The organism is Peribacillus sp. FSL M8-0224 (genome assembly GCF_038003055.1).
Lineage (GTDB): Bacteria > Bacillota > Bacilli > Bacillales > DSM-1321 > Peribacillus > Peribacillus frigoritolerans.
The window spans coordinates 1,481,215-1,503,723 of record NZ_JBBOOJ010000001.1 but is presented as its reverse complement, the minus strand read 5'-3'; the positions used below and the strand labels follow the sequence as shown (position 1 = coordinate 1,503,723).

At 35.7% G+C, this 22,509-nt stretch carries 22 protein-coding genes and 2 pseudogenes; 7 read left to right on the top strand and 17 right to left on the bottom strand.

Annotation, left to right across the window (positions count from 1 at the left end; genetic code table 11):
• The 7 genes from MKX49_RS07330 to MKX49_RS07300 all read right to left on the bottom strand — a co-directional run bounded on the left by MKX49_RS07330 (window position 1) and on the right by MKX49_RS07300 (window position 6,369).
• Window positions 1–1,290, bottom strand: a complete 1,290-nt coding sequence (locus tag MKX49_RS07330) for a PTS sugar transporter subunit IIC (RefSeq protein ID WP_057276239.1) — start codon at window positions 1,288–1,290, stop codon at window positions 1–3.
• A 37-nt stretch (window positions 1,291–1,327) separates the two neighbouring features.
• Complete coding sequence (locus MKX49_RS07325) at window positions 1,328–1,636, bottom strand: PTS sugar transporter subunit IIB (protein WP_057276240.1); 309 nt, start codon at window positions 1,634–1,636, stop codon at window positions 1,328–1,330.
• A gap of 61 nt (window positions 1,637–1,697) precedes the next feature.
• Window positions 1,698–3,806: a BglG family transcription antiterminator gene (locus tag MKX49_RS07320; RefSeq protein ID WP_323599287.1), complete on the bottom strand. Its 2,109-nt coding sequence runs from the start codon at window positions 3,804–3,806 to the stop codon at window positions 1,698–1,700.
• 440 nt (window positions 3,807–4,246) lie between these two features.
• Window positions 4,247–5,065, bottom strand: a complete 819-nt coding sequence (gene menB / locus MKX49_RS07315) for a 1,4-dihydroxy-2-naphthoyl-CoA synthase (protein WP_340875858.1) — start codon at window positions 5,063–5,065, stop codon at window positions 4,247–4,249.
• Between the two features lie 89 nt (window positions 5,066–5,154).
• Window positions 5,155–5,424 (bottom strand): DUF2798 domain-containing protein, encoded by a 270-nt coding sequence (locus MKX49_RS07310; RefSeq protein WP_340875856.1) that lies wholly within the window; start codon window positions 5,422–5,424, stop codon window positions 5,155–5,157.
• 43 nt (window positions 5,425–5,467) lie between these two features.
• Window positions 5,468–5,794, bottom strand: coding sequence for an antibiotic biosynthesis monooxygenase (locus tag MKX49_RS07305; protein WP_340875855.1), 327 nt, complete (start codon window positions 5,792–5,794; stop codon window positions 5,468–5,470).
• A 134-nt stretch (window positions 5,795–5,928) separates the two neighbouring features.
• On the bottom strand, window positions 5,929–6,369 hold the full coding sequence (locus MKX49_RS07300) for a MarR family winged helix-turn-helix transcriptional regulator (RefSeq protein ID WP_340875854.1): 441 nt from the start codon (window positions 6,367–6,369) through the stop codon (window positions 5,929–5,931).
• A gap of 184 nt (window positions 6,370–6,553) precedes the next feature.
• On the opposite strand from MKX49_RS07300, the gene MKX49_RS07295 reads away from it, so the two are divergent.
• From MKX49_RS07295 to MKX49_RS07285, 3 genes are read left to right on the top strand one after another with little or no spacing between them, the layout of a single operon-like run.
• Complete coding sequence (locus MKX49_RS07295) at window positions 6,554–8,005, top strand: Mu transposase C-terminal domain-containing protein (RefSeq protein WP_340875853.1); 1,452 nt, start codon at window positions 6,554–6,556, stop codon at window positions 8,003–8,005.
• Window positions 7,998–8,144, top strand: a complete 147-nt coding sequence (locus MKX49_RS07290) for a hypothetical protein (protein WP_340875851.1) — start codon at window positions 7,998–8,000, stop codon at window positions 8,142–8,144. Before MKX49_RS07295 ends, MKX49_RS07290 begins: the two co-directional genes overlap by 8 nt.
• Window positions 8,145–8,165: 21 nt before the next feature.
• The gene (locus MKX49_RS07285; RefSeq protein WP_340878491.1) at window positions 8,166–8,807 is read left to right on the top strand and encodes an AAA family ATPase; all 642 of its coding nucleotides are present in this window, start codon (window positions 8,166–8,168) and stop codon (window positions 8,805–8,807) included.
• Between the two features lie 226 nt (window positions 8,808–9,033).
• On the opposite strand, the gene MKX49_RS07280 is transcribed toward MKX49_RS07285, so the two are convergent.
• Entirely contained in the window at window positions 9,034–9,903 is an 870-nt protein-coding gene (locus tag MKX49_RS07280) for a phosphotransferase family protein (RefSeq protein ID WP_340875850.1), read from the bottom strand.
• A 377-nt stretch (window positions 9,904–10,280) separates the two neighbouring features.
• On the opposite strand from MKX49_RS07280, the pseudogene MKX49_RS07275 reads away from it, so the two are divergent.
• Window positions 10,281–10,664: pseudogene (locus tag MKX49_RS07275) on the top strand (AAA family ATPase); the annotation flags it as partial.
• A 299-nt stretch (window positions 10,665–10,963) separates the two neighbouring features.
• On the top strand, window positions 10,964–11,161 hold the full coding sequence (locus tag MKX49_RS07270) for a recombinase family protein (RefSeq protein WP_255294711.1): 198 nt from the start codon (window positions 10,964–10,966) through the stop codon (window positions 11,159–11,161).
• Window positions 11,162–11,321: 160 nt separating this feature from the next.
• Here MKX49_RS07270 and MKX49_RS07265 read toward each other — a convergent pair whose 3' ends face one another.
• The 6 genes and pseudogenes from MKX49_RS07265 to MKX49_RS07240 all read right to left on the bottom strand — a co-directional run.
• Window positions 11,322–11,519 (bottom strand): IDEAL domain-containing protein, encoded by a 198-nt coding sequence (locus tag MKX49_RS07265; RefSeq protein WP_048687036.1) that lies wholly within the window; start codon window positions 11,517–11,519, stop codon window positions 11,322–11,324.
• A gap of 139 nt (window positions 11,520–11,658) precedes the next feature.
• Window positions 11,659–11,904 carry a hypothetical protein gene (locus tag MKX49_RS07260; protein ID WP_323599289.1) on the bottom strand — a complete coding sequence of 82 codons (246 nt, stop codon included), beginning with the start codon at window positions 11,902–11,904 and terminating at the stop codon, window positions 11,659–11,661.
• Between the two features lie 493 nt (window positions 11,905–12,397).
• Complete coding sequence (locus MKX49_RS07255; RefSeq protein ID WP_065421195.1) at window positions 12,398–12,556, bottom strand: DUF1540 domain-containing protein; 159 nt, start codon at window positions 12,554–12,556, stop codon at window positions 12,398–12,400.
• A gap of 368 nt (window positions 12,557–12,924) precedes the next feature.
• Window positions 12,925–14,127 carry an IS110 family transposase gene (locus MKX49_RS07250; RefSeq protein ID WP_340875849.1) on the bottom strand — a complete coding sequence of 401 codons (1,203 nt, stop codon included), beginning with the start codon at window positions 14,125–14,127 and terminating at the stop codon, window positions 12,925–12,927.
• 505 nt (window positions 14,128–14,632) lie between these two features.
• Window positions 14,633–14,929 carry a hypothetical protein gene (locus MKX49_RS07245; protein ID WP_340878490.1) on the bottom strand — a complete coding sequence of 99 codons (297 nt, stop codon included), beginning with the start codon at window positions 14,927–14,929 and terminating at the stop codon, window positions 14,633–14,635.
• Between the two features lie 183 nt (window positions 14,930–15,112).
• A pseudogene (locus MKX49_RS07240) lies at window positions 15,113–15,696 on the bottom strand (molybdopterin-dependent oxidoreductase); the annotation flags it as partial.
• 1,252 nt (window positions 15,697–16,948) lie between these two features.
• On the opposite strand from MKX49_RS07240, the gene MKX49_RS07230 reads away from it, so the two are divergent.
• A complete protein-coding gene (locus MKX49_RS07230; RefSeq protein WP_340875848.1) occupies window positions 16,949–17,401 on the top strand; it encodes a hypothetical protein in 453 nt (150 codons plus the stop codon).
• Between the two features lie 307 nt (window positions 17,402–17,708).
• Here MKX49_RS07230 and MKX49_RS07225 read toward each other — a convergent pair whose 3' ends face one another.
• The 3 genes from MKX49_RS07225 to MKX49_RS07215 all read right to left on the bottom strand — a co-directional run bounded on the left by MKX49_RS07225 (window position 17,709) and on the right by MKX49_RS07215 (window position 21,057).
• A complete protein-coding gene (locus tag MKX49_RS07225; RefSeq protein WP_340875847.1) occupies window positions 17,709–18,023 on the bottom strand; it encodes an MTH1187 family thiamine-binding protein in 315 nt (104 codons plus the stop codon).
• Window positions 18,024–18,258: 235 nt separating this feature from the next.
• Window positions 18,259–19,428, bottom strand: a complete 1,170-nt coding sequence (locus MKX49_RS07220; protein ID WP_340875846.1) for an MFS transporter — start codon at window positions 19,426–19,428, stop codon at window positions 18,259–18,261.
• Between the two features lie 252 nt (window positions 19,429–19,680).
• Window positions 19,681–21,057: an aminotransferase-like domain-containing protein gene (locus tag MKX49_RS07215; protein ID WP_340875845.1), complete on the bottom strand. Its 1,377-nt coding sequence runs from the start codon at window positions 21,055–21,057 to the stop codon at window positions 19,681–19,683.
• 159 nt (window positions 21,058–21,216) lie between these two features.
• On the opposite strand from MKX49_RS07215, the gene MKX49_RS07210 reads away from it, so the two are divergent.
• Window positions 21,217–22,119: a DMT family transporter gene (locus MKX49_RS07210; protein ID WP_340875844.1), complete on the top strand. Its 903-nt coding sequence runs from the start codon at window positions 21,217–21,219 to the stop codon at window positions 22,117–22,119.
• Window positions 22,120–22,509 lie beyond the last annotated feature (390 nt).

Genomic DNA, 22,509 nt, shown 5'->3' with positions numbered 1-22,509 from the left:
CTAGAAAGCTTTTAAAAGTGGACCAATGAGCCATGCATATAGCAAAGCAGCTGTTACTGTATCAACATCTGTTGCTGTTGCATTGACAAACCCCATAGAATTGAATGTTGTTACTAATAGTGCTGGTAATAATGTAATGAAGAAACCATGTACAACACCACCAATAATTGCTCCACGAATACCACCTGTTAAGTTACCAAATATACCGGCGGTACCCCCCGCGAAGAAAGCTGTAAGCATACCTGGTAAGATCATCGCCAACCCAAAGACAGGTAATACAAACATTGCAATAATCGAACCTATAGTAGTTGTGATAAACCCTACAATGACTGCATTAGGGCTAAATGGAAATAGGACTGGACAATCTAATGCAGGAATTGCATTTGGGACCAACCGCATGGCAATCCCTCTAAATGCCGGAACAATTTCACCTAGTAATAAGCGAACTCCTGCTAATAATACATACACTCCAACTACGAATTGGATAGATTGTAAGAACGCAAACATTAAATAATTGGTATCTCCTGATAATGTAGAAGCGAACTTTTCACCTGCAAACGCTGCTGTAATAATATAAAGAGGAGTCATTACCACCATCAAAGATAGATAGGTATCTTGTAAGAATTCAAATTGAGCTGGTAATTTCAAATCTTCAACAGATTTTTTCTTTTCGCCTTTTCCCCCAACTAGTTTCGCTACACCTGCTTCAAACACATACCCAACCGTACAAAAGTGTCCTAAAGCAATATCATCCATACCAGTAATCTTACGAACAAATGGTTGTGCAATCGCGGGCATAGCTACCGCAAATACGGCCCCAATGAAACCGCCTACTAAAATCAATGCAACACCACGTAAACCTGCAAAGTAACCAAATACTGTTGTCATAGTAGCCATCCAAAGAATTGCCTGACCAGTTAAAAAGATGTATTTCCATTTAGTGAACCGTGCAATGATAATATTAAAAACAAAGATAGCTAAGAAAGTTAGTGCGATATCACGACCCAATCCTAACTCATTCATTGCTTGGCCATTAATAGCTTCAATCGAAGGAATAATCCCTTGCATATGGAAACCTTCTGTAAAAATATGACCGAAATAGACTAAACTACCAACAATAATGCTAGAACCTGCGGACAATACCATAAACCCTAACATCGTCTTTAAAGAACCAGAAATAACTTGCCCTGTTGATTTCTTTTGCAAAATTAACCCCAACATAGCAATCAACGCGATTGTAACAGATGCCTGTGTCAAAATATTTTCGATAATAAAGTTAACTACACTCATTTTTTCCCACCCCATCTCTAGCTATCTCTATTTATTTTTAAGCTAAAACGCCTTTTTCCCTTAATACCGGGGTAATTTTTTCTTCAATCTCTGCCTTAGATACAATATTTCTCAAATAAACAATTGTCGTTTGTTTAGGATCAACTGAAAATTTCTCGAATTGGGATTTGAAATTCTGTGCCGTAATAATAATATCGGGTTTTACTGAAACAGCAGACGAGATATCACTATGATCTAGCTTGGCGTTGACACCTAACTTGCTTAATACATCCTCTGCCGACATTTGACAAGCAAAACTGCTTCCTAAACCTGCTCCACATACAAATAAGATATTTACTTTTTTCATTTTGCCCTCTCCTCATTTTTCAATTTTGGGGTTATATACTTATCAATTGCTTTTAAAACTGTTACTTCCTCACTTCACTACCATATAAAACTTGATTAAACATGTTTACATCTTGTGCTGTAATTAACAGGTCTAATTTCTCTTCATCATTAATTAACTCAATCAGATTTTTCATCACATTTAGATGCGAATAAGAATCCACTGCGGCTAGACAAAAAACAATTTTCACCGGATCATTATCCGGATTTCCAAAATTAATTGGTTCCTTTAACGTCATGACACTAATGCCTAATTTGTTTACTCCATCTTCCGGCCTTGCGTGTGCTAACGCTAAATGCTTCCCTACTACTATATAAGGCCCATACTCTTCAACAGATTTAATCATGGCGTTTATATATCGTTCTTCAATGACCTCTTCTGTTAACAATACCTGGGCAGATTTCGTAATTGCCTCTTTCCAATCTTTACATTCTTGCTTTAGTAGGATGTTGGAATCCCTCAAAATATCCTGCAACATCGGCTGTATCTCCCTTGTATTAATTTTTAAATGATGTTCTTTAAAAGTATCTTCTACTTTGTGATAGCTTTCCTTTGTTACCTTACCGCCGCTTTCTACAATTAACATCAAAATATCCTGCATTAGCTGTGTAGCATCTAACTTATTGGAAACGATCCTTCTCTTATTCTTATTTTTGAGTAAAAAAACTTTAATTTCCTTCTTGTCACTTTCTCTTAATATTGGATTAAGCAATAATACAGGTTTTCTTGGATAATCAATTGAAATGGTCGTAAAAACTAAATCAACATCCAGCTTGTCAATAAAGGCTAATTCATACGAACTCAATATTGCAACAATCTCGATATTGAAATGCTCTTTCAAATTCGCAGCCAACAGCTTTCCAGTTGAAACCCCATGATTACAAAGCACAACTGCCTGATAAACATATTGTTCTTTCTGCTTAATCTGGCTGGCAGACGTTGAAAAATAAACGGTCAAAAACCCGATCTCATCTTCTGATAATTTTTTTTTGATGTAGTCCTCTATTTGCTTACTAAAGCAAGTGACTGCCTGATAAATCTCGGCATAGGACTCCTTAATAGTGTCTTTCAACGGATTAAATACCTGTAAATCGTTCTTCACCCTGCTTAATAACCCTGTGATATGCCTATACAAACCTTCATACAAATCTTCTTCTCTCTGAGAAAAGGGGATTCTGGTTACTTTTTCTACATGCTCAATTAATTGAATAGTTAATAATTGTGCGGTAACCCAATCGAATGAATTATTCATATCTTTTGGATTAAACGATTCGATTGTAAAAGTAGTATATTTAATTTCATTTAATGATGGATATAAACCAAACTCCATACAGATGGAATCGACAAAATTTCTGACAGGATCTTCTTTTATTTCGGCTCTAACTTTGGCTAATTCCCTAAGGGTATTTCCTTCTTGCAATCGCCTTACCCATATACCTAAAAAAAGAATGCTTTGATTCCGGTATACATGATTAATCTCCACTCTGGACTTTTCAAAGACTTCGTCATAATGTTCTCCAATGACCCTTAATGCATTTGTATCCAAATAATCAAGAACAAATTGATCTGTAAAAGTATTTACTGTATCTATATCTCGGTACTCCATTAGTTTAGCAATATCTGTCATACTGTTAATCACATCGTATAACATAGTGCGTATTGAGCGTTCATCGCCTTTTAATACAATACCTTGCTTCGTTAAACTCACTACAGAAATCCCATATTCCTTTAAAAACTGACGAAGTCTTCTCATATCCTCATCCAATGTACTTTTCGATACCTGCAGTTTTTCTTCCATTTTAAAGAGCATTGTCGTTCTTGTGGTATCGGCAATATCTAAAAGTAAGGCAAGAAAACGTTCATTGGGCCGATAATAATCTGTTTCTCTGTCATCACCAATTTTGGACAGGAGCTTTTCGCGATCCACATCAGTTAGGTCTAACTTCAACCCTTTTCCTCTTGTCGTCGTAATTGATGGATAATTATTTTCTGCCAGATATTTATTAATCAGGACCAATTCGTTTCGAAAAGTACGCTCGCTAATATTGAACTCTTTACTTAAATCCTCACAAGTCAAAAAGGTATTTACTGTCAAAAACCTGGTAAGTACTCGTTGAGTCCGTTCTTTCATGATAGTAACTCCTTTCATAGTTTCATTATAATTCGCAATATTTAAATAGTTTAGTACATCTTATTGCAACTTCAATTTGCAAAAATGTAAGCGTTAACACTTTTTATTCAAACTATAAATCAAATATCCATCGAAAAAAGATGTATCTCTTATAGGGGTACAGACACATACCTGTCACTTTAGGCGATAATTTGCCCTTATTTTAAGTGTTATTTTGCACATCGAACTTTAAAAACCCAGCTACCTTTTCAAGAGAAGATTAGCTGGGTTTCTTAATTATTTACATTCAATTATTTTTAGAACTATTCTAATCAGTTTAGTAAATAAAGCGATTGCGGGAACAGTATTTTTTTAAAAAAAACATATTGATTTCAAACCCTATATTACGTTTGATTCAAAGAAAAAGCGAAAGACCACTCATAAATTCTTCACATTTTTAATTAAGGGAAACGTGGAAACTGTTTAAAGTCTGGGGTGCGTTTTTCTTTGAATGCATCCCGTCCCTCTTTAGCTTCATCAGTTGTATAAAAGAGAAGTGTAGAATCACCAGCGAGTTGCTGTAAACCAGCAAGCCCATCTGTATCAGCGTTAAAAGCTGCTTTTAAGAACCGAAGAGCAGTAGGACTTTTTTCTAATAGTTCCTCACACCATTTAATCGTTTCAGCTTCTAACTGTTCTAATGGAACGACTGTATTAACAAGTCCCATACTTAAAGCATCTTGTGCATTGTATTGACGGCATAGGTACCATATTTCTCGTGCCTTTTTATGCCCCACGATTCTAGCTAAATAATTTGCACCGTATCCTCCATCGAAACTACCTACTTTAGGACCGGTCTGACCAAAAAAGGCATTATCTGCTGCAATCGTCAAATCGCAAATCACCTGAAGTACGTGACCACCACCAATTGCATACCCAGAAACCATCGCAATAACCGGTTTAGGAATAAATCGTATCAAACGCTGTAAATCCAATACATTTAAACGAGGGATTTGATCATCTCCTATATAGCCACCATGCCCTCGTATTTTTTGATCACCACCTGAGCAAAATGCCTTATCACCCTCTCCTGTTAAGATAATAACACCAATATTTGCATCATCACGTGCAATAGAAAATGCATCAATTAATTCCATTACAGTTTTTGGTGTAAAGGCATTATGTACATGTGGACGATTAATGGAAATTTTTGCAATCCCTTTATAAGTTTGATAAATAACATCTTGATATTTTCGTTCAGACACCCAATTGACAGACATATTTAGCCCTCCTAATATCTTTGTGATAAAAAACACATATCACCTTAAAAACTAGCTGCTAATTAGCAGCTAAAAACAAAAACATTAATTTATAAAATAGCTTTATCACTATTGGAAGCTTCCGTCTTTTCATCCACAAAATTCACTTTCATAACAATCTTTTGTATAAACCTTGGGAAAAAGTATGCTCCAAAGTAAGCAATAATAAATGCCATCCCCCAATTTTTTAACCATGCCTGTAGAAAAATATTATTGTAACCAACGTTTATTGAAACCAAAATAAATGAAATAAGCATACTTATACTAAAAGCCATTAAGAAAGCAAAAATAGCTTGTTTATATTTTATATTAATTTTCATAACTTCCCCCTTTAATTTTAAAGTCTATACTCTCAAAACTTTTTTAAAGTTCAGTAACCTCTACTGCCTCGTATTGAAAAATGGTCTTTTTCAAAATTGGGTTTTCACTGATTCCTTGTTTCTTTTGTTTGTTCATTTCCTTATGCTCGTCAACATGTTCTTCTCTTGATAACCATGTAATAAATTCTTTTTTAGTTGTCCACTTTGTTACAATTACATATTCTACACGGTCATTACTTTCCTTCTTCCAGCATTCTAATGCTAACAATCCTTGAACATCTTTCGTTTGGTCTATAGTGTTTTTTATCTTTACTATGATTTTGTCCTCATTGAACTTGTCACCTTCGAAGTGTGCTTGGTTGATAAACATAAATTTTATCCCTCCTATATATTACTTAACAAGTATCTTATTTACTAAGATATTATTTATAAGTAAAACTAACATAGGATTATGTTATTAGTCAATGAGAATTTTTATCAATTATAAAGTATTGCGGTGTGTATTTATTTTATTTTCTTATTAAGCTTACGAAATACACTTAACATTTGATCGATTTCTGTTTCTTCCAAATCATGAAGAAGTTTAACAAATGCCGTTGCTCGGTTTTCGATAATTTGATCCACAATCTCCTTCCCATCAGTCGTTAACGATAGCTGAACCACTCTTCTGTCTTCTTCTAATCTAAGACGATTAATTAAATTATGTCTCAGTAATGTGTCAGTAAGAACCGTTCCTCCACCTGAAGTAATTCCTAAGTATTTGGTAATATCTGATGCTGTACATGTCTTTACTCTATAAAGATATGTGAGAATCAGTATGTGTCCATCACTAAGATTGTACTTTGTCTTCGGGAAAAAATTATGTTGAGTTTTAGTTTTACTAAATATATTTTCAAACAAATCTTGAAATTCCTTTAGCTTAATATATCGTTGATCCAACTCCACATTCTCCTCCATTTATTCTAATTTGAACAGATCTAGCCAATTCATTGTAGCATAAGATTATATACTTTTTAACTCATTGGCTATCTGTTACTTTCAGTTCATAAATAAGGTTCCATAAAACAGACATTTATACTGTTAAAAATAACTTTATCAGAAAAATTGTAACTCGGAAGGGTTGATGTTTATGCAGAATGAACTTCCTCCATTAACAGCTTATTCTGAAGAACAACGACAAACAGCGATGACGAAGTATCACGTCATTGCGCCGTACCTTCGCTCTGAGAAAACATTGGCTGTCATTACAGTAGACACCGGAATCGCAAAAAGAACGCTACAATACTTGATTCGGGACTATGAACAATTTGGGTTAAAAGGGTTAATTCGAAAAACAAGAAGTGATGCTGGCAAAATACATTTAGATCCGGAGATTGTCGTGGCGATTGAACAACTTATTTTGAAGTACAGAAGAAATTCGCTGACGTCTATTCATCGAATGATCTGTGCGCAATGTCAGAAACAAGGCTGGCAACTGCCGAGTTATTATCAAGTGTATAAGGTATCGCAGTCTCTTTCGCAAAGCTTGAAGACGTTAGCGCATGGTGGCCAAAAAGCATATGAAAAAAATCAGTATGATTTAATCCATCGAAGAGAAGCGAGCTACCCTAATGAAATTTGGCAAGCAGACCATACATTACTCGATATCCTTGTGCTGAATGAAAAGGGACAACCCGAACGACCTTGGTTGACGATTATTTTAGATGATTACAGCCGAGCAATCGCTGGCTATTATTTAACCTTCCAAGCGCCTTCTGCCATCCAAACAGCACTCGCTTTGCATCAAGCCATTTGGCATAAACGAAATCTAGATTGGACGATTTGCGGAACCCCTGAACAGTTTTATACCGATCATGGCAGTGATTTTACATCGAATCATTTAGAGCAAGTGGCCATTGATTTAAAAATAAATCTCGTATTTTCAGCTGTAGGTGTTCCAAGAGGACGAGGGAAAATCGAACGCTTCTTTTCAAGCATCAACCAATTATTTTTACAAGACTTACCCGGTTATGTAGGAAACCGTCCCAATGATCCTCTTTTAACATTAAAAAAGCTTGATGAAAAATTAGCCCATTTTATTATGTACCATTATCATCATCGCATTCATGGAACAACGAAAAAAGCGCCGATTCGTGCTTGGAATGATGCAGGGTTTTTACCGAATATGCCGGAGAGTTTAGAAAGCCTTGATTTGTTACTGCTTCATGTTGCCAAACCGAGAAAAGTACATTCGGACGGTATTCATTTCCAAGGACTACGATATATTGATACCACTCTTGCAGCGTACGTTGGGGAAACCGTCGTGATTCGTTACGACCCACGAGACCTTGCTGAAATACGTGTTTTTTACGAAAATCGCTATTTATGTACCGCCATTTCTCCTGAAATCGCCGGTTATACAGTGGATTTAAAAGAGATTGTGTCTGCTAGAAATAAACGAAAACGCGCGTTAAAAAACCAAATCATGTCAGAGAAAACAGTCTTTGAAGACATTGTTCAGTCCAAACAAAGCCAATTAGAAGAAGATTCAGAGAAACCTGAGCCAACCAAGTCAAAGTTGAAGAGGTATTTCAATGAATAACACACAAACATTTATTGAAACGAAGGAATATAAGCGATTTGCAGAGTTTTGCGATGCCTGTATCCAGTATCAATATATGGGCATTTGTTATGGTCTACCAGGTGTTGGGAAAACGTTGTCGGCTAGACAGTATGCCTAGTGGGATTATCTCGAGAAGCAAATCAACTATGAAAAAGCTGAATTGATGGGCGCTCATGCTGACGAAAAAATCTTAGATTATCATACGCTTTTTTATACTGCCCCACCTGTTAGTGCAACGAAATTGACCAGTGCCATTCATGTGATGGGGATGCGATTCAATATGGTGAAAGACGTCTATCGGGTGCGTATTGGTGAGAAGGAAATGAACACTTCTAACGCTTTTGAAGGGATTCACTTAATTATAGTGGATGAAATTGATCGTTTGAAACTGCAACACATGGAGCAACTTCGTGATATCTATGATAAACATGACTTAGCCATGATATTCATCGGGATGCCAGGGATTGAAAAACGGTTAGCACGTTACCCCCATCTATACTCCCGCATTGGTTTTGCACACGAATTTCAGAAGCTCAGTAAAGATGAGATGCACCATATTTTAGAATATAAATGGGATGAATTAGGTATCTCCATTAAACGAGAGGACTTTACCGATTACGAGGCGCTCACAAGCATCATGAAAGTCACAAACGGTAATTTTAGACTCATTCATCGGCTATTTACTCAAATTGAACGTATTCTCGAAATCAATCACCTTACATCCATTACTACCGAGGTAGTAGAAGCTGTACGAAATAGCTTAGTAATTGGACGTAAATAATGAAGAAACCCAGCTGATCTTCTAATTTGAAGGTAGCTGGGTTTTAAAATTGGATGTGCAAATTATCGGGCAAAGTGACAAGAATTTTATTGCTATTTTGATTTATCTCAAAAACCATCGTTTTTGAGTTAGATGGTATAAGAAAATGGCAGCCTTCAGATTTAATGAAAGTTGCCATTTTATTTTGAGAGACGAATCTTCAAGGAAGCCTCCAATTATATAACTTTTATAATACCTTTTTTAAAATCTCTAGGTTTTCTTTGATGAATTCTTGATGCTTTTCTGCCCCTCGTATCTCACTCCAACCAACAGAACAAAATGCATCATAAAAAGTATAGAACGGCAGGATTTTTTGCAGATTAATCATAGGACGAATCGAATTATAGCCTTGTATGTATGGTTCTTTTGTATTTAGATGTTTACACCAAATATCACGATTAATTTTTGTGAAATCATTTTCTGTTGAGCCTAAACGTGCACTTTCGAAATCAATAATTCCTTTCACGTTATTATCCTTTACTAAAATATTTCCGGGTCTAAAATCCATATGTATTAAAAAAGGACCATCTGGAGCTGGTAAAGAATAAAAATGTTTTTCGAAATAGTGGATACTCTTATCAAATAAACCTTTTGATAAAATCGCCTTTGCATACTCTGAAAAGTACTCAAATTTTTGTTGAATGAATGCTCTCCATTCTTCTGGCTGATATCTTTCAATAGTTTTACTTTTTTTAAAGAACGTTGCAGGTATGGAATGCAGCTTTGCGTGACTTACGCCTATCTCATAGGCTAATGCTTTATCGATTATCTTTGTAGATATTTCTCCATCTATTGCCTCTAATAACAATGCTCCAGGTATCACATCATTTCCTTCCCAAAAATCTAGTACTCTGGGCGTATTTAACTTATCTTGGAGTATTAGAAGAAATTCGTATTCTCGCATTAACTTAGTCTTTGAATAGGGGATTTTAACAAACACTTGTTGTTGATTGTTTAAAATTAATTTATAGACAGTTGAGCTATACGACTCTGGAACACTGTTAATTGATAAAACATTCAGTCGAAACTGCTGAATAACTTGTTGTAAAATTTCCACCAGATTTTATCCCTCCCTAATTGTCGTTCCTTCATTTTTTGCCCAAGTCTTAAATATTCGATAACGGAATCTCCTTACACTAATTTTATCTTAAACAGCGAAAGCCGACACTAAATAAGTGCTTTAGTATCGGCTCATATTCTTAAACAATTTTATTGTCAGTATACCTAGGCTATTTTCGAGTGGAGATATCTTTTTTATCAGACTTAAAATGTAAAATAGCGCTTAAAACAGGTGCAAAATAACGCCTAAAGTGACAACACATACCCATCAAGCTAACACCAATGAGTACTTAAAGTAGAGCCATTTTTACAAAACAATCGTTCATACCACTAAAGAAAGATCTGCCAAATAAGCCTTCGGTAGGTCATTTTGCTTTTGAAGGGATTCACTTAATTATAGTGGATGAAATCGATCGACTGATACTGCAACACTTAGAGCAACTTCGTGACATCTATGATCAACATGACTTAGCTATGATATTCATCGGGATGCCAGGGATTGAAAAAAATATCCCCAGCATTACTCCCGCATTGGTTTTGCTCATGAATTTCAGAAACTCATTAAAGACGAGATGCACCATATTTTAGAATATAAATGGGGTGAATTAGGTATCTCCATTAAACGAGAGGGCTTTTCCGATTACGAGGCGCTCACAACCATCATGAAAGTCATAAACGGTAACTTTACCGTCTATTTCTCAAATTGAACATATCCTCGAAATCAATCACCTTACATCCATTACCACCGAAGTAGTATAGGCTGCACGGAATAGCTTAGTGATTGGACATAATTAATGAAGAACCCCAGCTAAACTTCATATGAAGGTAGCTGGGGTTAAAAGTTGGATGTGCAAATTATCACTTAAAACACGCGCACAAAAGTTTACATATTCCTCTTTTTGTTCTTGTTTATGTCTAAAAGATAGTCTGTAATTAAAAGTATAGAAGATATAACTTTAGGCAAAAAAAGGGTATGAGCAAATGAAAGTTGGATATGCAAGGGTATCGACAGTTGGACAGTCGCTTGAAAGCCAAATTGAACAATTAATAGAATATATATGGAAAAAGAAAGTGGAAAGAAAACAGATCGCCAGGATTTAGACAATGCAAGAAAAGCATTAAGAAAAGGTGATAAATTAGTCGTTACTAAAATTGACCGCTTGGCCCGTTCTGTTAGGGACCTTCATAATATTGCTATTGAATTGGAAGCTGAAGGAGAAGGCAATAAAAAACGTCCTTTTCAAATCGAACAGTGATGTGTTCAAAAAAGGACGAGTTTTGGAACAAATAATAACTTATTTATAATATCGTGCTTAATCGATAAAAATCATAAACGCCAATCCATAGATATGGGTTGGCGTTTTGGCGTACTTCTTAAAGTTACAAATATGATTAGTTCATTTTATAAACAACATATTAAGAAATGTTTTTCAATTCCTCTGTTAATCGTAGGAATTCTTCTTTGTTTTGATCCTGTAATGACTGGTCAATCTCTTTTCGGATTTGCTCTTTTCGGAAATTAAGAAGGGCTTTGTTTAACACCATTTCAGCAAATTCAGAATCCTTAACGTTTATTTCAGGTTGTGGTGGTGTATTAGCCAAATTCTTTTCCATAGGAAACCAACTCCTTGACCTTTTTTCTATTATACCACCAATTTTCGGAATATTCAAATATTTATCAAAGTAGTTCCAATAATATATCTATTAGACAGATTGTTTTCTTCCATTTTTCTATTTTTGTTTATGTAAAAGCTTATTTTTCATAAACAATGGGGACTAATTCCATCCCCACCTTTTGGGCTGCAATATAGCGTCTGTAACCGTCCCTAAGGATCTTTGTATCCCTATTTATCATAATGGGTTCATCTAAGCAGCCTGTCCGTTTAGCATGATTTAAAACTTGTTGTGTTTTTTCGACACTCGGATTGGAATTTAAAAACTCTTCCGTTACAACAATCTGATTTAGTAAAATAAACTCTTCTGTTTCATCTGGTTTCATTTTTATTTTCACCCCTATCTGAAGTCTAATTATATTCTTTATTCACCTATTATAAGACCGATTTAATCAGCTATTCTCACTTTTTTCATCCTAAGGCCACCATTTGGCAACCCTCTTATGGCGCTAACGCATCCTATAGTGTAATTCATTTGTTCACATGTTAGTTCAAATAGAGGATAAATTAAAAAAGAGCAGATAATTTTTAGGTATCTGCCCTTCCTTTTTAACAGTTGGAATGACTATTGATTGCCTAGACTAAAACATTATCATTACGACCAAACGTTCAACATTATATCCCGCTAATACTTATCCATCAAATATATATAAATACTTGCTTTAATAAAATTATTTTGTTCATTAAATTAATAAAGTTTTTAAATTGATTTTCAAGGTATATCCCTCTTTCATAGTCGAGCTAAATAAAGGGGACTGATCCTATTTCTCGAAATAAAAAACCGGGCGGCATCAGCCGTCCGGCCCATTCTGTATTCCATTATTGTTTGCGATGTTCAAAGGTTTTACATGCCGTTTCCTCAACATTGTCAGCGTCATTGTTATCAAGGCCCACGACATAAATGGAGTCGGCAACACATTGATTCCCCTCGGCCCAGTACGTACAATTCTCTACGTTACACAAAACTTCGAGTTTCATAAAATGTCTCCTCCTCTTTATCGTTTAGTAACATATCCCCGTTTTTGTATATGGATAAACTCACATAAGCTTTTTCCTTCTTCTATGGAACTACCCAAATGTCTGTAAAACCAAGCTCACACTCGCCTTCTTTGCTGACCATAAGAGAGCAGATAGATTGGAATTCACCATGCCTTCAGCTGTTTCTGGAGGCAATTATCAAAAGTCTGACGAAGCAGCCATACCTACTTAATCTAAACCAGCTAATAGGATGTCAATATCTTTCTCTAAAATTTTCAATTCCCTTATGGTATACTATTTTTGTTCATGACAAATAACCCTCCAAAACCCTTTTGGAAGGATTTTTCTCTGTTTCACAAAATCGTTAATCAGGCTAAATCTAGGAATGCTTCTTTTCTCTTTAATAAAGCGTAAATCCAATGAAGCAACTTATTCATACAGGCAACGATTGACACTTTGGCCGGTTTTCCTTCTGATTTTTTCTTATCATGGAAGGCTTTAAGCTTTTTGTTCCTTGAACTTCTTATGCCACATAGTACGGCAAGATACAGAGAATGACGTAGTCTGCTCGAACCTCTTTTAGTAATACGATTAATGGTTGCCGTAAACTTACCCGATGAGTGAACACTTGGATCTACTCCAGCGAAGGCAACTAGTTTTTTCGGGTGATTAAACCGATCGATTTCACCAATTTCAGAGATAATCGTGGCTGCGATTTTTTCTCCGATACCGGGAATCGATTGGATGATCTTATATTCTTCCAGTTCATTTGCCAGGGCCACTATACGATCTTCCAACTCAGAGAGGTGTCCCTGGTAATGAAAAAGCAACTCAATATACATACTAATATTGATTACGTGACTTTGATACACGTTTATTTGAAATGGATTTCGAGACGCGGAGTCCATTATTTTTTTTGCTTTTTCCCATGCCCATTGACCCGATCTGCTAGGACAGAACTCTATAACACTCTGTGCTAGTTTACTTTCCCCGGCTGCTAATACCGCCTCTGAAGTGGGATATTCCTTTAATTTCAATAAAGAAACCCTTGAATATAGATCCCAAAAAACCTTTCGGTATTCAGGAAACACTTGATCTAAAATCGTGTGAAACTGAAGTTTAGCTTCCACATACATATTCGTTACGATTTCCCGTTGTCTGGACAAATTCCGAAGGTCTAATAGCTGAATTCCTCTAATTTTATGAGGTTCTAAATCCTCTTTGTAATACAGCACACACAACTGGTACGCATCGATAGCGTCCGTTTTCACCTTCCGTAAGCTGGACTTCTTTGCCTGATAAGAATTAATCGGATTTAGTAAGATATATGGAAACCCTTGTTCCTCCAGGTATTGAATAACAGGAGAATGGTAATGCCCTGTAGATTCTAAAATGACCATAGGCATTTGCCCTGTCACCTCTTCAATTTCTTTTAGAAATTCTAAAAAATGATCTAACGCCTCTTTGATATGCTTCATTGAAAAGCTCTTCCCATACGGTTTAGATTGATTTAAAAATGCCTGAACTTGGTTCTCTCCTTTTGCCACATCCAGACCAACAACTGGATTCATTGTTTTTTCCTCCTCTACTTACTAACCAGTACCCCTAGTCCTCCATGTAGTGTCATAGCTCCGCTTGTTATTCGAGATTTGCGTCCCAACCAGCCTCAAACATGTTTCTACAAGTAAGGGGCGGACAGTTTAGTTCACGGGATCAAGTCCCACGCACCCGTTAGTTCTATAACATATAGTTGAGTTGACACAAACTGTGAAATAAAAAAGTTACCTTTCAGAAACTTAGGAGTAGAAATCCATTATTATATTTAGGAAGCCAGTCAATTAATTGGTCATAGTTACTTGAGAAGATTGCGTTGTCTTTAGTATTAGACTGTTCAAGTGAATTAGAATATCCGTTTGTACAATTTGAATGTTGCCTCCAGCCACTCATCTCAACTTATCATCTAAATAGGGTGTCATCTCCTTATTCAGTTCTTTTTTTCTCTATATCACAAAACCGTTATTTGGCTAAATCCAAAAGTTTTTTCAGCCGTTTTCATTTCCTGAAATAAAATTTAAGTCATTCTACCTTAACCTTAATTTTATCAATGGCATTATATCCATAACCTTTCTTATTCCAAAAAGGTAAATTAGGTTGAATTTGACCAAATGAATCTGTTGCTCTGGATTTAATCGTGTACTCACCTTTTTCTGATATATTCCATTCGAATGACCAACTAACCCATCCATAACCAACATTCTTACCAGGTAATATATCGGCGCTACTCCATGTATAGCCATCATCCATACTAATTTCCACCTTGGTAATAACTCCTTTTCCTGTCCAAGCAATCCCTTTGATTAAATGCACACCCATATTAATTTTTTCCATATCGAGCGGTTTTTGGATAGTCGAATTGATATTTATTGCAGTGACCGGAAATGCATTTTGATCATTGTCTTTATTTGGATAATACATATAATCTATGGTTTGAAAAGGTCCAGTAAAAGTAGTATTAATAACACTTATCTGCTTTATCCACTTAACAGATGCCATTGCATACCACTGCGGAACGATTAATCTCAATGGATAACCATGTTTAAAGGGAATTGGCTGGTTATTATACTCATATGCAATGATTGTATCCTGATGCAGCGCCTTCTCGATAGGCAAACTCCTCGTGTAGGTGTAAACCTCATCCAGATCGGTCCTAAGGCCATAATCATACCCCTCCACGACAACTTCTTTCGCCCCTTCTCCTATTCCAGATATTTCAAGTAACGTCCGTAATGGTACACCTTCCACTTCCCTTGACTAATGGCCCCCTTTTCCCATTGTTCTCCAAATGTTTTAGGTTCGAAGAGATTACGCTTGTCTCCTGAGCATTCAAGGACAACCTCAACAGTTTTGGATGGAAATCGAAGAATGTCTTGCATGGACAGCAGTAATGGAGCTGATACCAACCCATTTATAGGAAGCCAATAGTTTGAATAAGAAAGTGTCGGATAAGTAAAATGGTTCCTTCTAAAAAATAATTGGTTTTCCACACTATCATTATTGATGAATTGAATGGGTGTCTCCTGATTTTCCGGCAGCAAACTACGCGTAGTTAAATAGGGTCTCACTTTTTGAGGTTTTGTCATGATTCCCTCCTAATTAATATGAATCATTATAGATGTATACGTTCATTACTGCCCATTTCATCCTACACACCATCCTGTTTAAATCCAGTTTGGCCGATCCCATTGATCCAGATGCCCTTAGGATATTAATCCAATTGCACTTTTTAGTACTTTCGGTGCCTTTTTAATTCCTTCCGTTCCAACAAAACTGCTCGCACTCGCTATTAAAATGCTTGAAGAAATGAATTTGACCACATAAAAAATTCCTGATCCAATAATTAGATCTAGGATTAAAAACCTTTTAATTGTTGAACCTTTTATTATATAAATAACGATTTGGTCGTTTTTCTTCATACTCAGAATGGTCACACCCTTATCTTTTTCTAAATGTTATGTCAAAGGGGGGTTGTCATATTCTTCTGCATCTTGTCTTTACTATTTAATAAGGACTGCTTTCTGTTAGCCTCGGGCATACCAAGCTTCTAAAAAACATATTTCTTTTGCTGTAATTTTGTGACGACTCCACATCAAAAGGTCGATATGAAAGTCTTTCATTCCACCAATCTAAAATCCTTTACGAACTGAATGGGTTCTCCAGATGGAATATTAACAAACTTGTCAAGGCGTTACAGGCAGGAATAATAACTGGCAAACAAAATAAAAGATATCGGATAACTTAGTGGGTACTAGTTGCTCTTACAGAGTTTTCACTGCCAGGAGTTTATACCCCTTCATCTATGACTGGATATGATGTTATTGATCTAATTTTATTTTTTATTATCAAAATGATTTTCAATCTATCTTTTAGTCGGTATTTATAAAAAGAGAGTGAGGAAAGAATTAGATTTCTTCTTGCCCTTTTTTGGCTTACTGATTCCACTGTTTTTACGTAACAGCTTATGGACCATACTTTAACTATCATTGGCTCAATTTACATTGTCTTATTTGCTCCTTATCATTCACTTGAGGAAACTAATATTATCGATGTAAGTATTCATGCTATAGTCGAAATTGTCATGAATATTATGTTTGTCCATTATTTTAAGAAGATATATAACTAGGAAGCACCTATTTTGGTACTTTTTTTAATTTGACTTCACACTTTCACTTCTTCCTGACAGCTTCATTCATGCCTTATAGGTATCACGTTTCACCCTATTAATTAAACAAACGAGAATCAAAAATGAAAAAAATTTCCCTCTTATCAGGTTCTTAGTACTAATCTCTTTTTCTCCTAATAAACTTAATAAACTAACTATTTAGGAGGGGTGCAATGTTTAATCAAAAACTGGATAATATTAGGCCGCTTATTTGTAAAATTAATGAAGTCACTTACCAAAAGTACCATCTATATAAGAAATCATATGAGCGGGAAGTTTTCGTCATAAAAGATTACGGTGAAGACCGCGGTATTACCAATAAAAGTATTGCATTATTCGAAGCAGTCAAGGATCATTTTGATCGTTTTAAAATTGCTAAAATTACTAAAGAGATTCATAAAGATAATATTTTTCTCGATAGCGATCTCATCCTTATAGACAAAAAAGGAAATGAGCTACACCTTTCTGGTTGTAGTTGCGGGTATGCTGGCACTGGTTCACAGGGGACAGTTGAAGTTTTGAATAAGGCTGGATTCGAGATAGATAGAAGGTTTGTGTTTTGTTCAAAAGGATTCACTCTTTTTCATCCAAATGAAGAAAAAGAACTTTATGGCGAACGTTTATAAATTATCCAGATAACGGTTTATATCTATCATTACCTAATCTACTCAGCAAGATAAAAATGGAAATGTATGAAATAAAAAATAAAAAAGCCTTGGGAACTGATAAATCAGTAATACCAAGGCTTTAAAGCTATTAATACATTGACATTAATTAAAAATCATTATCGAAACTCGGGATATAACTATGAAAGAACAGCATTATATCTCCGAAAAACTACAATATATCGACGAAATTCAGGATATATCTCCGAAAAACAGCAATATATCTCCGAAAACAGCATTATCTACCCACTGTTATTTACAAAGCCTGTTATTCCTCAAGCATGCCCTTCACTCGCTCTACTTTGTCTTCCATCCTGCGTTCTTTATCACGACGGTCATCGATTCGGATATTCGTACAAACTCTAGCAAGACCTTTTTCAAAAGGTAATTCGTGCATCGCTTGGATCACTTCAAACAACTTAGGCAGGTCGCCTTCAATGATTGTATTCATGGGTGTCAATTGAAAACGAATTTCTCCCTTATCTTCATATTGCTTTAATACCCTTTGAATATCCGCTACATAGCTGCTAACACTTGGAGTTTGTGTCCCCACAGGAATTACCGTTACATCAACTATTGCCATTCTTATTCACCAATCCTTTATATGTAATTCAATCAAGAAGCATCCATCCTATAGAAGACGGATGTTTTTTACTATTATAACTCAAACTTCGCACCTGGGAAATTTGATAGGAGCTTTGAAGTTTCCATTCGTGAAACAAAGCGCTTCTACTGGCAAGAAAATTACTATAAAATCGGCCAAATAAAAAAGAACCAGCAAACAAATCCACCTCTATTAAAATAGAGGTGGATTTGTTTTAAATCGATTTATTATGCATTATCTTTTCATTTATATAATCCTTATAGACCAACACAGCAACAACAATAAAACTTAGACTAACAATCCTGAAGATCATCTCTAAACTGATCCATTCTGCTAAAATACCTAATACAAACGCGCTAACTCCAACACCAAAGTCAAAACTGGAAAAAAAGGTAGCGTTGGCTGCTCCTCTTTTTTCTTCACATACCCTTTGAACAGTCCATGTTTGTAAACATGGCATAACCGTGCCATAACCTGCGCCAAATAAAATCGCCGCAACGATGAGTTGAGATTCATTTGTCATATATGACAGGATAACAAGTGAAAAGAATCCTAACACAGCTGCCATAATGATAATAGACCAAGGTCCTTTTTTGTCATACCATTTTCCGGTAAACGGACGTAGTAAAGTTGAGACAATTGCATTGATAAGGAAGAATAGAAAAATATGATCTACTTCCCTTTGCTTCCCAAAAAGAACCAAAAATGTGATAATAGCCCCAAAACCTAGTGTTGTAATAACCGTAAGTAACGCTTGGAACCATACGTCTTTTTCAAAAATCATATCCCAAAAGCGAAATGGCTTCTTCTCACGCTTTACAATAGTAGGTGAATAGACAAATTGAAGCGCAAGTACTGCCAATAAGCTCAATACTGCTGATGACCATATCAAAATATCGAAGGAAAAAGAGTCATAGATAAGGATACCTATACTCGGTGCAACGATAGCCCCGACCGTTGTGGATATAGAAAAATACCCTATTCCTTCTCCTAAGCGTGTCTTAGGAATAAAATCCACTACCATTGTACTGTTAGCTGTGGTTGATCCCCCCCAAGCTGCACCATGGAAAAGCCTTAACAATAGAAGAAGCCATATCATATTAAGAAACGGATATAGAATTGTAATGACCATTAAAGCTGCACTTGCACAAATGGCCAGACTTTTCCTCTGGCTATCCATTAAATAGTAACCTACAAAAGGTCTGATTAAAACAGCACCTATCGTAAATAATGATGTTACTAGACCAACTTGAATGGAAGATGCATTCATGCTTAACAAATAAGCAGGCAAAATAGGAAGCATCATTTCAAACCCAATAAAAACTAAAAAGTTGCTTATAAATAAAAAAAGAAATGATTTATTAAAGATTCTTTGATTTTTCATATAATTATTCCTCGCTTCTAAATTATTTTTCTAAGTTAGAAGCGTTTGGAACACCGAAACATTTTTCAATTGCCTAAGGTTTTTAGTCAATTGACTCACCCTCTCTTAACCCCTTAAAAAATTTATCAAACAATCATATCAGAACCTACCTTTATAAACAAGCAGTTCTTTTTTTAATAACTTTATAGGAAGGAATTAAGTGAGCGACAAGTTAAGATTATTTAGGTTGTGACCGGAAAAACCCGACACTTTCTAAATGAGTAAAAAGTTATTGGGAGTACTATGTTTTTTTCTACTGTCAAGTAAAGCAATACAGTGAGCCAATCGCTCTACCCCTAGTTTAATTTGACTCTCGTTCACTTGAGAGATGCATAAACGAACGAGATTTTCCTTTTTATATTCTGCTAAAAACATTCTGGAGGCATCATCAACATATATATGCTGCTCGTTTAGCATATGAACCACCTGTTTTGCTTTCACATGCTCGGGCAAACTGATGGAAAGATAGAAGCCGGAATTCGGTTTAGAAAAAGAAGTATTAGCCGGCAGCATTAATTCACATGCTTCTTGAAGGATTTGCATTTTAGTTCGGTATACCTCTTTTACTTTTTTGAGATGACTATTAAACATACCGCTTTTTAAATAGATTTCTAGCGCACCTTGAGAGAGTGCTGAACTATTAAAATCCGAACTGAATTTATACCGTAAAAAGTTGTTCATCATTAATGCAGGAAGAACGACAGTCCCAATCCTTAACCCTGGGAGAAAAATTTTCGAAAGGCTTTTGATATAAATCACTCTCCCAGAAGGATCAAAAGAAAATAAAGGATCGGATTTTGGATTTGGATCAAGGTCTCCTAAAATATCATCCTCCACTATGTATACATCGTATTTTTCAGCTAACTCAACGATTTTTTTCTTTTCGCCATTCGTGTAACTATGTCCAAGTGGATTGTGAAATCTCGGGATAATATAGAAAAATTTTATATCATTATTTCGAAAAATGTATTCCAGTCGATCAAGGTCTATTCCTTCCATTGATAATTCGATCCCAAAAGTAGTGGCTTGATGCAGATTGATGGACTCGATGAATCCAAAATAAGTAGGCTGTTCAATTAGAATATTGTTTTTCCCATTTGGAAATGGCATAGAAACTAATAAATGGAGGGCTTGCTGCGAGCCAGAGACAACGACTAATCTTTCTGGTTGGGTGAAAACCTGTAAATTTTGTAAATATTTAACCAACTGTACTCGCAGTGGGTAAAGCCCTTGTTGATCAGAGTATATAAAAAGCTCTTCTTTATAATGGTCAATTGCTTGATTCATACAATGTTGAAATTCTACATAGGGCATAACATTTTTATCTGGACCGGCAGACAAAAAATCAATCACCCCATTTTCTTCCGCCTCTTTTGGATAATCATTCACAACATAGTAGCCGCTTTTAGGAACAGAATAAATTAAATGCTCTTTTTCAAGTTCGTCGTATGCTTTAATGACCGTATTCTTGCTACATGAAAAATACTCAGATAACTGACGAACAGAAGGAAGTTTACTTCCTGCATTTAGCGAACCACCTGCTAGTCGAAGCTTAATTTCTTCCATTATCTTAATATATTTTGTGTTCATCACTTAATCCTCCTTAAACTGTACCAGGTCAGATGGGTAAAAAATGGGTTTATTTTTATTGTATGTACTCATAGTATGTTAATTATAGCAACTGTTTTTTATGATAAATAAACAATGGTACAGATGTGATACAAAATATAAAGATTGGGGTTGGGTAAGATGCAGGGAGTAACCAGGGAGAAATTAGGATTATTGTTGGGATTAGCAGGCGTCATTTGTTTTAGCTTAACGCTCCCCGCTACAAGTATTTCTGTAGAGTATTTTGGGACTACGGTCGTCGGTTTAGGAAGAACGGTTGTTGCTGCTATTTTAGTAGCGGTGGTATTGATCGTTCGAAAGGAAAAACTGCCTTCTCCAAATCAATTCAAAAGTCTACTTATTGTTGCTGTTGGTGCAGTTTTAGGATTTCCTCTCCTCACTTCTTGGGCAATGGAATCCTTGCCTGTTTCTCATGGAGCTGTGGAAGTAGCACTGTTACCGTTAGCAACAGCTGGATTTGCCATGTTTAGAGCAGGTGAAATCCCTTCAATCAAATTCTGGGTTTCAAGTATAATCGGCTCTTTAGCTGTCATTATGTATGCACTTCATCTTGGATTCGGCCAATTGCAATTAGCCGATTTAGCTTTACTGGCAGCTGTGATCATACTTGGACTTAGTTACGCAGAAGGGGGGAAATTAGCGAAAGAATTAGGCAGCTGGCAAGTGATTGCTTGGGCAATAATGATCGGTGCTCCATTTTTCATTATTCCAGTTGGACTAAACCTTACAACTGAAATGCTCCATGCCCCTATCCAAGCTTGGGTTAGCTTAATTTATCTCGCAGTGGTTAGTCAATTTCTAGCATATGTTGCTTGGTATAGCGGAATGGCTATGGGCGGAATAGCAAGGGTTAGTCAGATTCAATACTTACAACCATTTTTGATGATTCTATTTGCAACAGTATTTCTAGATGAATCCATCACATCTTTCACTTTTGTAACAGCAGTGATTGTTGTCTTTTCTGTCATATTAGGCAAAAATGCTCCCGTAACAAAAAAAGTAGCTGTATCAGGGAAAAGCTAACTGCATTTAGAACAACCGAATTCCAATAGATGAAAGAGACCGACAGTCATGAATATGGATTCAAAATAAAAATCAACTAAATAGAAGGGAAAGCTAAGTTATGTAAAAATCATCCATTGTAAAGACAAAAGTTAATCGTTGATCAACTGAAACGAATTCGAATACGGATGAGCAACAGATTTCATTATTAATGAAATCAAATCTAAAAAAATAACATGAATGCTACTGCACTAACAGGAGTGTTGATCAAATAAGGATTAACGCTCTTTCTTTTTTCACATTAGGCTTAAATCTCGTATTGTAAAATCCTTATATGTAAAAGCTTTCATATTCATTAGGTCTTCTAGATTCCACGACTTAGTTTCACTGGCTTCTTAACCGTTTTCTTTT

Excerpts from the sequence above, each read along its gene's own strand:
- MKX49_RS07320 (WP_323599287.1), bottom strand. The coding sequence starts at position 3,806 with ATGAAAGAACGGACTCAACGAGTACTTACCAGGTTTTTGACAGTAAAT.
- MKX49_RS07230 (WP_340875848.1), top strand. The coding sequence starts at position 16,949 with ATGTTTAATCAAAAACTGGATAATATTAGGCCGCTTATTTGTAAAATT.
- MKX49_RS07290 (WP_340875851.1), top strand. The coding sequence starts at position 7,998 with ATGAATAACACACAAACATTTATTGAAACGAAGGAATATAAGCGATTT.
- MKX49_RS07325 (WP_057276240.1), bottom strand. The coding sequence starts at position 1,636 with ATGAAAAAAGTAAATATCTTATTTGTATGTGGAGCAGGTTTAGGAAGC.
- MKX49_RS07255 (WP_065421195.1), bottom strand. The coding sequence starts at position 12,556 with ATGAAACTCGAAGTTTTGTGTAACGTAGAGAATTGTACGTACTGGGCC.
- MKX49_RS07270 (WP_255294711.1), top strand. The coding sequence starts at position 10,964 with ATGGAAAAAGAAAGTGGAAAGAAAACAGATCGCCAGGATTTAGACAAT.
- MKX49_RS07330 (WP_057276239.1), bottom strand. The coding sequence starts at position 1,290 with ATGAGTGTAGTTAACTTTATTATCGAAAATATTTTGACACAGGCATCT.
- MKX49_RS07265 (WP_048687036.1), bottom strand. The coding sequence starts at position 11,519 with ATGGAAAAGAATTTGGCTAATACACCACCACAACCTGAAATAAACGTT.
- MKX49_RS07220 (WP_340875846.1), bottom strand. The coding sequence starts at position 19,428 with ATGAAAAATCAAAGAATCTTTAATAAATCATTTCTTTTTTTATTTATA.
- MKX49_RS07260 (WP_323599289.1), bottom strand. The coding sequence starts at position 11,904 with ATGAAACCAGATGAAACAGAAGAGTTTATTTTACTAAATCAGATTGTT.
- MKX49_RS07210 (WP_340875844.1), top strand. The coding sequence starts at position 21,217 with ATGCAGGGAGTAACCAGGGAGAAATTAGGATTATTGTTGGGATTAGCA.
- MKX49_RS07305 (WP_340875855.1), bottom strand. The coding sequence starts at position 5,794 with ATGTTTATCAACCAAGCACACTTCGAAGGTGACAAGTTCAATGAGGAC.
- MKX49_RS07295 (WP_340875853.1), top strand. The coding sequence starts at position 6,554 with ATGCAGAATGAACTTCCTCCATTAACAGCTTATTCTGAAGAACAACGA.
- MKX49_RS07215 (WP_340875845.1), bottom strand. The coding sequence starts at position 21,057 with ATGAACACAAAATATATTAAGATAATGGAAGAAATTAAGCTTCGACTA.
- MKX49_RS07310 (WP_340875856.1), bottom strand. The coding sequence starts at position 5,424 with ATGAAAATTAATATAAAATATAAACAAGCTATTTTTGCTTTCTTAATG.
- MKX49_RS07250 (WP_340875849.1), bottom strand. The coding sequence starts at position 14,127 with ATGAATCCAGTTGTTGGTCTGGATGTGGCAAAAGGAGAGAACCAAGTT.
- menB (WP_340875858.1), bottom strand. The coding sequence starts at position 5,065 with ATGTCTGTCAATTGGGTGTCTGAACGAAAATATCAAGATGTTATTTAT.
- MKX49_RS07225 (WP_340875847.1), bottom strand. The coding sequence starts at position 18,023 with ATGGCAATAGTTGATGTAACGGTAATTCCTGTGGGGACACAAACTCCA.
- MKX49_RS07245 (WP_340878490.1), bottom strand. The coding sequence starts at position 14,929 with ATGGGTGTGCATTTAATCAAAGGGATTGCTTGGACAGGAAAAGGAGTT.